This is a genomic window from Teichococcus deserti (assembly GCF_001982615.1).
Classification (GTDB): domain Bacteria; phylum Pseudomonadota; class Alphaproteobacteria; order Acetobacterales; family Acetobacteraceae; genus Pseudoroseomonas; species Pseudoroseomonas deserti.
Map to the genome: position 1 here is coordinate 23972 of NZ_MLCO01000200.1, position 10919 is coordinate 34890.

Below are 10919 nucleotides of genomic sequence, written 5' to 3' on the forward strand. Positions count from 1 at the left end.
GGAGGCACAGCCGATGTTCAGCTATGTCCTGCGGCGGCTGCTGGCGGCCGTGCCGATCGCCCTCGGCGTCTCCATGGTCTGCTTCGGCCTGGTCTATCTGGCGCCGGGCGACCCGGTGCAGACGCTGCTGCCGCCCGATGCCGATGCCGAGACGGTGGCGCAGCTGAAGCGGCTCTACGGCCTCGACCGGCCGCTGGCGGTGCAATACCTGTCCTGGCTCGGCCGCGTGCTGTCCGGCGATTTCGGCCGCTCCATCGCGACGGGGCGGCCGGTGGCGGAAGAGATCGCGCGCTCGCTCGGCAACACCGTGCTGCTGGCGGGGCTGTCCGTCGTCGTCGCCTTCAGCGTCGCCTTCGCCCTCGGCACCATCGCCGGGCGGCGGGCGGGCAGCTGGCTCGACCGTTGCGTCACCGGCGTCGCCGTGGTCGGCGTCTCGGTGCCGAACTACTGGCTGGGCATCGTGCTGGTGATCGTCTTCGCGGTGGAGATGATGGCGCTGCCGGCCTCGGGCATGGCCGGCGACGGCTTCGACCCGACCAGCTGGGAGCATCTGAAGCACCTGGTGCTGCCGGTGATCACGCTGTCGATGATCCCGGTCGGCATCATCGCCCGCACCACGCGCTCGGCGGTTTCCGAGGTGATGAACCAGGAATTCGTCACCACGCTCCGCGCCAACGGGTTGCCGGAATGGCGCGTGCTGCGCCACGCGCTGAAGAACGCGCTGCCGCCGGTGCTGGCAGTGATGGGGCTGCAATTCGGCACGCTGATGGGCGGCTCCATCCTGGTGGAGACGGTGTTCAGCTGGCCGGGCAGCGGCTTCCTGCTCAGCAAGGCGATCCTGACCCGCGACGTGCCGGTGCTGCAGGGAACCATCCTGGTGCTGGCGCTGATCTTCGTGCTCACCAACCTCGCCGTCGACCTGGTGCAATCCTCGGTCGATCCGCGCATCCGCCGCGCCTGAAGGGAGATCGCGCATGTCCACGACGATCGACAAGGTGGCGACGCCGGCGCCGATGGCCGCGCCACGCCAGCGCGGCTATTGGGGCACCGTCGGCTACCGGCTGCGGCACGACCCGGTGACGCTGTGCTTCGGCGCGCTGCTGCTGGCCATCATTCTTTCTGCCGTTTTCGCGCCGTGGCTGGCGCCCTTCGATCCTTACCGCGAAAGCATCATCCGGCGCCTCAAGGCGCCGGGCTATATGGGCCATATGCTGGGTACCGACGAGCTCGGCCGCGACATGCTGTCGCGCCTGCTGCATGGCGGGCGGCTGACGCTGACCATGGGCATGGTGCCGGTGCTGCTGGCGACGCTGATCGGCGGCGGCCTGGGCGTCGTCGCCGGCTTCCTCGGCGGCGTCGCCAATGCGGCGATCATGCGGGTGATGGATGTCTTCTACGCCTTCCCCTCGGTGCTGCTGGCCGTCGCCATCTCCGGCGCCATGGGCGGCGGCGTGCTGAACGGCATGATCGCGCTGACCCTGGTCTTCATCCCGCCGCTGTGCCGCGTGGCCGAGACGGCGACGACGCAGGTGCGCAACCTGGACTTCGTCGATGCGGCGCGGGCCACCGGCGCGCCGCTGCGGCTGGTGCTGTGGCACCATGTGCTGGGCAATGTGCTGGGGCCGATCCTGATCTACGCCTCCAGCCTGATTTCCGTCGGCATCATCCTCGCTTCCGGACTTTCCTTCCTGGGCCTGGGGGTGAAGCCGCCGGAGCCCGATTGGGGGCTGATGCTGAATGCGCTGCGCCAGGCGATCTATGTCAGCCCGCTGGTCGCCGCCATGCCCGGCATCGCCATCTTCCTGACCTCGGTCAGCCTGAACATGGTGAGCGACGGCCTGCGCGCCGCCATGGATGTGAGGAGCTGAGCCCATGTCGATGAGCGCCTCCCCCGCCATCCCGCCCCCGCCTTTGCCCTGGCGCGACAATGACCCGCGCGACCGCGGCGGGCCGCAGCAGCCGCTGCTGATCGTGCGCGGCTTCAAAAAGCACTTCCCGATCCGCGGCGGGCTGCTCGGCCGCACCGTGGCGCATGTCCGCGCGGTCGACGGCGTGTCCTTCCATGTCCGCAAGGGCGAGACGCTGGGCATCGTCGGCGAATCCGGCTGCGGCAAGTCGACCGTCGCCCGGCTGCTGATGCGGCTGATGCAGCCCGATGCCGGCGAGCAGATCTTCGACGGCGACAGCGTCGGCAGCGAAGGCGGGCTGTCCGTCGCCGAGCTGCGGCGCCAGGCGCAGATGGTGTTCCAGGACAGCGCCTCCTCGCTCAATCCGCGCATGCCGGTGCAGGGCTCGGTCGCCTTCGGCCCGATGGCGTTTGGCATGCCGAAAGCCGAGGCGATGGCGCTGGCGCGCGAGCTGCTGACCAAGGTCGGGCTGAACCCGGCGCTGTTCGGCGGGCGCTATCCGCATGAGCTCTCCGGCGGGCAGAAGCAGCGCGTCAACATCGCCCGCGCGCTGGCGCTGAAGCCGCGCATGGTCATCCTGGACGAGGCGGTCTCGGCGCTGGACAAGTCGGTGGAGGCGCAGGTGCTGAACCTGCTGCAGACGCTGAAGCGCGAGCTCTCCTTGACATACGTCTTCATCAGCCACGACCTGGGCGTCGTCCGCTGGATCAGCGACCGCGTCATGGTCATGTATCTGGGCGAGGTCGTCGAGATCGGCCCGGCCGACCAGCTCTACAACGCGCCGAAGCATCCCTATACGCGGGCGCTGCTGGCCTCGCGCCCGGCGATGGATCCCGACCACCGGCGCGAGGAGGCGCCGGTCAGCGGCGATCCGCCCAACCCGGTCAACCCGCCTTCCGGCTGCCGCTTCCACACCCGCTGCCCCTTCGCCGAGCCGCTCTGCGCCAGCCGCGCGCCGAGCCTCGGCGATTCCGAGGGCGGCGCGCATCTGGCCGCCTGCCACATGCAGGATCCGGACTCCGGCCATAGCCAGGCGAGGCTGCAGTGATGGAGGCGCCGATGCAGCCCCTGGTCGAGGTCGAGGATCTCAGCGTCGATTTCGTCACCCGCGAAAGCCGCGTCCGCGCGGTGAACGGCGTCAGCTTCAGCATGATGCCGGGCGAGGTGATGTGCATGCTGGGCGAGAGCGGCTCCGGCAAGTCGGTCACCATGCGCGCGCTGATGCGGCTGCTGCCGCCGAAGCGCAGCGAGATCGGCGGCAGGATCCGCATCGCCGGGCAGGATGTGCTGGCGATGGACGATCGCGCGCTGCGGCGGATGCGCGGCGGCGTCGTCTCGATGATCTTCCAGGAGCCGATGACCGCCTTCGATCCCGTGGTCCGCGTCGGCGACCAGATCGCCGAGGTCGTGGCGCAGCATCGCGGCGTCTCCCGCCGCGAGGGGCTCAGGCGGGCGCTGGAGCTGTTCGACCTGGTCCGCATCCCCTCGGCCGAGCGGCGGCTGCAGGCCTATCCGCACGAGCTGTCGGGCGGGTTGCGGCAGCGCGCCATGATCGCGCTGGCGCTGTCCTGCGAGCCGAAGCTGCTGCTGGCCGACGAGCCGACCACGGCGCTGGACGCGACGGTGCAGATCCAGGTGCTGATCCTGCTGCGCAGCCTGCAGCGGGAGCTCGGCATGTCGGTGGTCTTCGTCACCCACGATCTGGGCGTCGCCGCCGAGATCGCCGACCGCGTCGCCATCATGTATGCCGGCCGCATCGTCGAGACCGGCAGCGTGCGCGAGGTGCTGCGGTCGCCGCTGCATCCCTACACGTCGGGGCTGCTGGGCTCCACCGTGCATGACCAGCCGCGCGACCGGGCGCTGGAGACCATCCCCGGCGCGCCGCCCGACATGCGCGCCCTGCCGCCCGGCTGCAGCTTCGCGCCGCGCTGCCCGCAGGCGCTAGGCGAATGCGCCTCGGGGCCGCCGCCGGCGGTCAGCCCGGCGCCGGGGCGGGTCGCCCGCTGCCTGCGCGTCGCCGCCCCGCAACAGCCGGAGTATGCCTGATGCATGCGCTCGATTTCCCACACCATGTGCTTGACCGCGTCCTCGCCCGCTGCGGCCGGCTGCACCCCTTCGCCGAGCTGGATCCGGCGCGCACCGCGCTGGTCGTCATCGACATGCAGAACGGCTATATGCGCGCCGATGTCGGGCACAGCTGCGTGCCCATGGCGCAGCGGATCGTGCCCGCCATCAACCGCCTGGCCGCGGCGCTGCGCCAGGCCGGGGGCAGCGTCTTCTGGGTGCAGAACGCAACCGACGAGCGGTCGCGCCACGAATGGTCGGTGCTGGAGGAGCAGGCCAGCCCGGCCCGCCGCGCCGCCCGCATCCGCTCGGTCTCGCCCGGCGCGCCGGGGCACGACTTCTGGCCGGGGCTCAACATCCGTGGCGGCGACGCGGTGGTGCCGAAGTACCGCTACAGCGCCTTCATCGCCGGCGCCTCGCCGCTGGAGGGGCTGCTGCGGGCCCGCGGCCTCGACACCGTGCTGATCGCCGGCACGCTGACCAATGTCTGCTGCGAATCCTCGGCGCGCGACGCCATGATGCTGAACTTCCGGACCGTCATGGTGAGCGACTGCAACGCGGCCCTGACCGACGAGGAGCACCAGGCCAGCCTGGTCAGCTTCTGGTCCTTCTTCGGCGACGTGCAGGACAGCGCCCAGGTGATTGCCGCGCTGCAGCAAGGCGCCCAGGCGGCCGCCTGACGGAAAACCGCTGGCAAGGCGGCGGCGGCCGGGTCCATGCTCGCCGCCATGCTTGCCAGCCAGCGCCCGCTTTTCGAGATCCCGCCCGGCATCGCCTATCTCGATGCCGCCGCCTGGTCGCCCCTGCCGCGCGCCGTCAGCGCCGCCGGCGTCGAGGGCATCGCCGCCAAGGCCCGTCCCTGGGACTTCCCGCGCAGCGGGAACGAGGACTGGCTGGCCCGCGCCCGTGCGGCCGCGGCGCGGCTGATCGGCGCGGCGCCGCAGGACATCGCCATCCAGGGGTCGGTCGCCCAGGGCATGGCGACGGCGGCGCGCAACCTGACGCTTGCCGCCGGCCAGCGCGTGCTGCGCATGGCCGACGAGTTCCCCTCGCTCTGCCTGGCCTTCGAGCGGCTGGCAGAGGAGCAGGGGCTGGTGGTCGAGGTGGTGCCGCGCCCCGCCGACGGCGACTGGACAACAGCGCTGCTGGCGGCCATCGGGCGGCCCGGTGCCGCCCCCCTGGCGCTGGCCCTGCTGACGCCGCTGCACTGGTCGGACGGGGCGCGGGTGGATCTGGACCTCCTGGCCCCGGCGGTGCGGGCGGCGGGCGCGGTGCTGGTGGTGGACGCCACCCAGGCTGCCGGCGTGCTGCCGGTCGACGTGGCCCGCTGGCAGCCCGACTTCCTGGCCTTCCCGACCTATAAATGGGTGCTTGGGCCCTACAGCCTGGCCTTCCTCTATGTCGCGCCGCACCGGCAGGCCGGGCGGCCACTGGAGGAGCATATGGGCAACCGCCCCGGCGGCGGCTTCGCTCCGGGGGCGCTGCGCTACGACCGCGGCGAGCGCGCCGATCCGGTCGCCCCCCGCATGGCCGCCACCGGGCTGGAGCTGGTCCTCGGCTGGGGCACGCCGGCGGTCGCCGCGCGGCTGGCGCATCTGACCGCGCTCCTGGCCGGGGGCCTGGCCGATCTCGGCGTGCTGCCGGCGCAGCGCAGCCCGCATGTGCTGGGGCTGCGGCTGCCGGGCGGCGTGCCGGCCGGGCTGATCGAGCGGCTGGCGGGGCAGGGGGTCTTCGTCAGTGACCGTTTGGGCGTGCTGCGCATCAGCCCGCATGTCTGGATCGAGGAGACGGACATCGCCACCGCCATCGACCGCATCAAGTCGGCGCTCCGCGACTGAGCAGAACAGCAGCTGCGCCCAGCCTGCGGAATGGTTCCATATCAGGACCAAAGGGTCCCGCGGAAGCGCGCTCCAAGACCTCGTGTCGTTGAGAATTGTTCTTAACTGAGCGATGACTTCGGCAGAAGATGAATTCCATGTAATTCCTTTGCCGGAACTTGTGATGATGCTTCAAGGATTTTGTATGAATCATCACTTGAAGGCTGTTGCTTAAGCCGGTTTGTATATAGAACCCTGATCGTCACGGCGGCCCAGCCTGTGGTTTCGGGCAGGGCCGGCCGTGTGTTCAGTCTCGATCGTATGGTTCCCCTGCCCGACGATTGGAGAGGTTCGAAGCCAGCTCCACCGTTTCCCGGCCCTAGCCCCGCCGGGCCTCGGCCCCTGACCGCGTGCTTCTTCTTCGCCCATCGCCGGACCGGTCCTGCCCTTCGACCTAAGGAACGGTGATGCCTGTCTCCAGCCGTCGCCAGCTGCTGTCCGCCACAGCGCTGGTCGCCTTCTCTGCGCCTGCCCTCGGGCGCAGTATCACCGGGCGCATGCCCTGGAAGCCGAACGAGGCCTATCCGCCCGAGCTGGCGCGGCCGGGGGGCTGGTACTTCCTGAACCCGGCCGAGGTCGCGACGCTGGAGGCGATCACCAGCCGGCTGATCCCGGCCGACGACCTGTCGCCGAGCGGCAAGGATGCGGGCTGCGTCGTCTTCATCGACCGCCAGCTGGCCGGCCCCTACGGCACCTATGAGTGGCTCTACATGCAGCCGCCCTTCTCGGACAATCCGCTGCCGACCCAGGGCATCCAGTCGCCGCTGACGCCGCAGCAGCAGTACCGGCTGGGCCTCGCCGCGCTGGCGACCCATTGCCGCGACAGCTTCGGCGGCAAGACCTTCGAGCAGCTGGCCGAGGCCGACCAGGTGAAGCTGCTGCAGGGCATGGAGAAGGGCGAGGTCAAGCTGCCCGGCCTGAACGCCCCGCGCCAGACCACCACGATGCTGTTCAACCTGATCCTGCAGAACACCATGGAAGGCTTCTTCGCCGACCCGGTCTATGGCGGGAACAAGGACATGTGCAGCTGGAAGATGATCGGCTTCCCGGGCGTCCGCTACGACTTCCGCGACGTGCTCGACAATCCCGGCAAGCCCTACACCAAGCCGCCCGTCTCGATCATGGGCCGCCCCGACTGGAATGGAAAACCCGCATGAGCACCCGGCTCCCCAAGAAGGACGTCGTCGTCGTCGGCCTGGGCTGGACCGGCTCGATCATGGCCTATGAGCTGTCGAAGATGGGCCTCGACGTGGTCGCCATCGAGCGCGGCCCGTGGCGCGACACCGCCAGCGACTACAACATCGCGACCGCGCCGGACGAGCTGCGCTACGCGGTGCGCCAGGACATCTTCCTGCGCCCGGCGCAGACCACCGACACCGCCCGCAACAGCATGAGCCAGACGGCGCTGCCGATCCGCAAGTTCGGCTCCTACCTGCCGGGCAACGGCGTCGGCGGCGCCGGCGTGCACTGGAACGGGCACAGCTGGCGCTTCTTCCCGAGCGACTTCAACCTGCGCTCGCATTACGAGGAGCGCTACGGGAAGAACTTCATTCCCGACGACATGACCATCCAGGACTACCCGGTCACCTATGACGAGCTCGAGCCCCATTACGACTTCTTCGAGAAGGTCATGGGCATCTCGGGCAAGGCCGGCAACATCAAGGGCGTCATCCAGGACGGCGGCAACCCCTTCGAGGGCTGGCGCTCTGACGAATACCCGACCAAGCCGCTGAAGCCGAACCTGGCGCAGATCAAGTTCGAGAAGGCGGCCAAGGAGCTCGGGCTGCATCCCTTCCCGCTGCCCTCGGCCAATATCTCCGAGGCCTACACCAACCCCTATGGCCTGCGGCTGGCGCCCTGCACCTATTGCGGATTCTGCGAGTGGTTCGGCTGCGCCAACTACTCGAAGTCCAGCCCGCAGACCTGCGTGCTGCCGGCGCTGATGCGGCACACCAACTTCGAGGCCCGCACCCTCTGCGAGGTCACCCGCATCAACAAGACCCGCGACGGCAAGATGGCCAGCGGGGTCACCTATGTCGATGCCGCGGGGCGCGAGTTCGAGCAGCCGGCCGACATCGTGCTGGTCTGCGCCTATGCCACCTTCAACGTCCGCCTGCTGATGCTGTCGCAGCTCGGCACGCAGTATGACCCGGTCAGCAACACCGGCACGCTGGGGCGCAACTACGCCTACCAGACCAATGCCGGCGTGCTCGGCTATTTCGACAAGGACACCCACTTCAACCCCTTCGCCGGCGCCGGCTCGCAGGGGATGATGGCGGATGACTACAACGGCGACAATTTCGACCATGCCGAGCTCGGCTTCGTCGGCGGCGCCAACATCAACTGCAACACGCCGCATGGCCGGCCGATCTCCGCCCGCCCGACCCCGCCCGGCACGCCGCGCTGGGGCTCGGAGTGGAAGAAGGCCACCGCCGAGACCTATGGCCACACGCAGTCGGTCGGCACCCAGGGCAGCTCGATGTCCTATCGCGACGTCTATCTGGACCTCGACCCCACCTACAAGGACCGCCTCGGCAACCCGCTGATGCGCATGACCTTCGACTTCAAGGAGAACGACCTGAAGATGTCGCGCTTCGTCGTCGATCGCTGCGAGGAGATCATGAAGAACATGGGCCCGCAGCGCATGGTCAAGACCTACAAGCGCGGCCCCTGGAACGTCGTGCCCTACCAGACCACCCACAACACCGGCGGCGCGGTGATGAGCAGCACCCCGGACAAGGGCGTGGTCAATCGCTACGGCCAGCACTGGGACGCGCCCAACGTCTTCGTCACCGGCGCCTGCCTGTTCCCGCAGAATGCCGGCTACAACCCGACCAACACGGTCGGCGCGCTGACCTACTGGACGCTGGACGCGATCAAGAACCAGTATCTGAAGAACGCCGGCCAGGCGCTGGTGCAGGCCTGATGCGCGCGCAGATCCTCGCGGCCGGGTTCCTGGCCGCCGCCTCCCTGCTCGGCGCCGGCCAGGCCCGCGCCGACGCCGACAACTTCACGGAAGTCGAGCGCGGCAAGTACCTCGCCATCCTGGGCGACTGCATGGCCTGCCATGTCGGCAGCGACGGCCAGTCGATGTCGGGCGGCCACATGCTGGAGACGCCTTTCGGCAGGATCGCCGTCCCCAACCTGACGCCCGACCCGGAGACGGGCATCGGCCGCTGGTCGGCCGACGACTTCAACCGCGCCATGCACGAGGGCAAGCGCCCGGACGGGACGCATCTCTACCCGGCCTTCCCCTACACGTCCTTCACCCTGATGTCGCGCAGCGACAACGACGCGGTCTTCGCCTATCTCCAGGCGCAGCCGGCGGTGAAGAACCAGGTGGATCGCAGCACGCTGCCCTTCCCCTTCAATGTCCGCCTGCTGATGGCCGGCTGGAACATGCTGAACTTCACCCCCGGCACCTTCCGTCCCGATCCCAACAAGTCGGACGAGTTCAACCGCGGCGCCTATCTCGTCGAAGGCCCCGGCCATTGCGGGTTGTGCCACACGCCGCGCAACCTGATCGGCGGCGACAAGGGGGGCGCGCACCTGGAAGGCGGCCCGCTGCAGGGCTGGTTCGCGCCGTCGCTCACTGCCGACCGCCGCACCGGCATCGGCGCCTGGACCGAGCAGGAGATCGTCGAGTACCTGCGCACCGGCGTCACCCACCGCAGCACGGCCAGTGGCCCGATGGCGGAGGTGGTGGAGCTCTCGACCAGCAGGATGACCGAGGCCGACCTCAAGGCCATCGCCGTCTATCTGCGCGAGCGCGCGCCGGCCCCGGCGGCGTCCAACCCGACGCCGGTCGCCGCCACCGACAGCCGCATGCGCGCCGGCGAGGCCATCTATCTCGACAGCTGCGCCGCCTGCCATGTCGGCAACGGCGCGGGCGTCGCCGGCATCTTCCCGCGCCTGGCCGACAGCCAGTTCGTCCAGCAGGGCGACCCGACCGGCGTGCTGCGCGTGGTGCTGCAGGGCGCCAAGGCCGCCGCCACGCCGCATGCGGTGACCGGCCCGGCCATGCCGGCGCTGGGCTGGCGCATGACCGACCAGCAGGTCGCCGATGTCGCCACCTATATCCGCAACAGCTGGGGCAACGCGGCGCCCGCGGTCACGGCGGATCAGGTGAAGGCGATGCGGTCGGTGGCCGGGGGGCACTGAAGGGAATTGACAAAGGCCGGGGGAATGAATTCCCCCGGACCCCCTTCTTTTTTCTGATCTGTTGGCCGTTGAGTGATCAGCGCCTCTGCTGCCAGCCCACCAGGGTGACGCCGCGGGGCGCTTTTCGTTTTATATGACCGGCCTTCGCTGCCAGGTCGCGCTGCCGATTGGCCATTTCACGTAATGTTTCCACGTGGACACGGCAGTCACCGCAGAAAAAAGAAGGGGTCCAGGGGAATTCATTCCCCTGGCCTGATCCTCACTCTCTTCATCGCCTCTTCGAAGCGCTTCGCAAACCCTGCGCTGTCGCCCAGCGTCTTCTGCCAGGCGTCGCCCTTGAGCTTCGCACGGAGTGCAGCGTGGCGGGCCGGATCGGTCGCGAGGCTGACGGCGATCCCGACATAGTCCTCGTGGCTCGCCGCGATGGTCTCGGGCATGCCGATGGCGTTCAGCAGGCTCCCGGCCATGCGCGAGGCGAAGGAGGCCTGCGACAGGGTCAGCAGCGGCAGGCCCATGCGCAGCGCATCGCTGGCGACCGTCCCGGCATTGTAGGGCGAGGTGTCGAGGAACAGGTCGCCCAGCGCCATGCGGGCCAGGTAGCGTTCGGGCTCGACGCGCTGGGCGAAGATCAGGCGGGAGGGCTCGATGCCGGCGGCCTGGGCCTGCGCATGCAGGTTGCGGCGGGCGGTGGGGTTGTCGCCGACCAGCCACAGCACGCTTTCCGGCGCACGGGCCAGGATCGCCATCCAGGCGGCGAAGACGTCGGGCGTGATCTTGTAGGAGTTGCAGAAGCAGCAGAAGACGAAGCGGTCCTCCGGCAGGCCCTCGGCGGCGCGGGAGACCGCGGGCAGGGTGGGGACGCGGCTGTCATTCGCCTGGTAGACGACGGGCAGGGGCAGGGGGGTGGGGC

General features: G+C 69.5%; 10 protein-coding genes. 9 read left to right on the forward strand and 1 reads right to left on the reverse strand.

Translation table 11 applies throughout. The annotated features are described in order from the left end of the window. The first annotated feature begins 13 nt into the window (after positions 1-13). The 9 genes from BKE38_RS19360 to BKE38_RS19400 all read left to right on the forward strand — a co-directional run bounded on the left by BKE38_RS19360 (position 14) and on the right by BKE38_RS19400 (position 10009). On the forward strand, positions 14-961 hold the full coding sequence (locus BKE38_RS19360) for an ABC transporter permease (protein WP_076958899.1): 948 nt from the start codon (positions 14-16) through the stop codon (positions 959-961). A gap of 13 nt (positions 962-974) precedes the next feature. Then, the gene (locus BKE38_RS19365; protein ID WP_076958900.1) at positions 975-1868 is read left to right on the forward strand and encodes an ABC transporter permease; all 894 of its coding nucleotides are present in this window, start codon (positions 975-977) and stop codon (positions 1866-1868) included. A 4-nt stretch (positions 1869-1872) separates the two neighbouring features. Continuing rightward, a complete protein-coding gene (locus BKE38_RS19370) occupies positions 1873-2955 on the forward strand; it encodes an ABC transporter ATP-binding protein (RefSeq protein WP_242662486.1) in 1083 nt (360 codons plus the stop codon). Between the two features lie 11 nt (positions 2956-2966). Further along, positions 2967-3953: an ABC transporter ATP-binding protein gene (locus BKE38_RS19375; RefSeq protein ID WP_076958907.1), complete on the forward strand. Its 987-nt coding sequence runs from the start codon at positions 2967-2969 to the stop codon at positions 3951-3953. After that, positions 3953-4651, forward strand: coding sequence for an isochorismatase family protein (locus BKE38_RS19380; protein WP_076958901.1), 699 nt, complete (start codon positions 3953-3955; stop codon positions 4649-4651). The genes BKE38_RS19375 and BKE38_RS19380 overlap by 1 nt, the downstream gene beginning before the upstream one ends. A gap of 36 nt (positions 4652-4687) precedes the next feature. Further along, positions 4688-5809, forward strand: coding sequence for an aminotransferase class V-fold PLP-dependent enzyme (locus tag BKE38_RS19385; RefSeq protein WP_083747684.1), 1122 nt, complete (start codon positions 4688-4690; stop codon positions 5807-5809). 446 nt (positions 5810-6255) lie between these two features. After that, a complete protein-coding gene (locus BKE38_RS19390; RefSeq protein ID WP_076958902.1) occupies positions 6256-7005 on the forward strand; it encodes a gluconate 2-dehydrogenase subunit 3 family protein in 750 nt (249 codons plus the stop codon). Then, positions 7002-8774, forward strand: coding sequence for a GMC family oxidoreductase (locus BKE38_RS19395; protein WP_076958903.1), 1773 nt, complete (start codon positions 7002-7004; stop codon positions 8772-8774). The genes BKE38_RS19390 and BKE38_RS19395 overlap by 4 nt, the downstream gene beginning before the upstream one ends. Continuing rightward, on the forward strand, positions 8774-10009 hold the full coding sequence (locus tag BKE38_RS19400; RefSeq protein ID WP_076958904.1) for a c-type cytochrome: 1236 nt from the start codon (positions 8774-8776) through the stop codon (positions 10007-10009). The genes BKE38_RS19395 and BKE38_RS19400 overlap by 1 nt, the downstream gene beginning before the upstream one ends. Before the next feature lie 239 nt (positions 10010-10248). On the opposite strand, the gene BKE38_RS19405 is transcribed toward BKE38_RS19400, so the two are convergent. Then, the coding region (locus BKE38_RS19405; RefSeq protein WP_420014334.1) for an O-linked N-acetylglucosamine transferase family protein at positions 10249-10919 on the reverse strand (671 nt) is incomplete at its 5' end.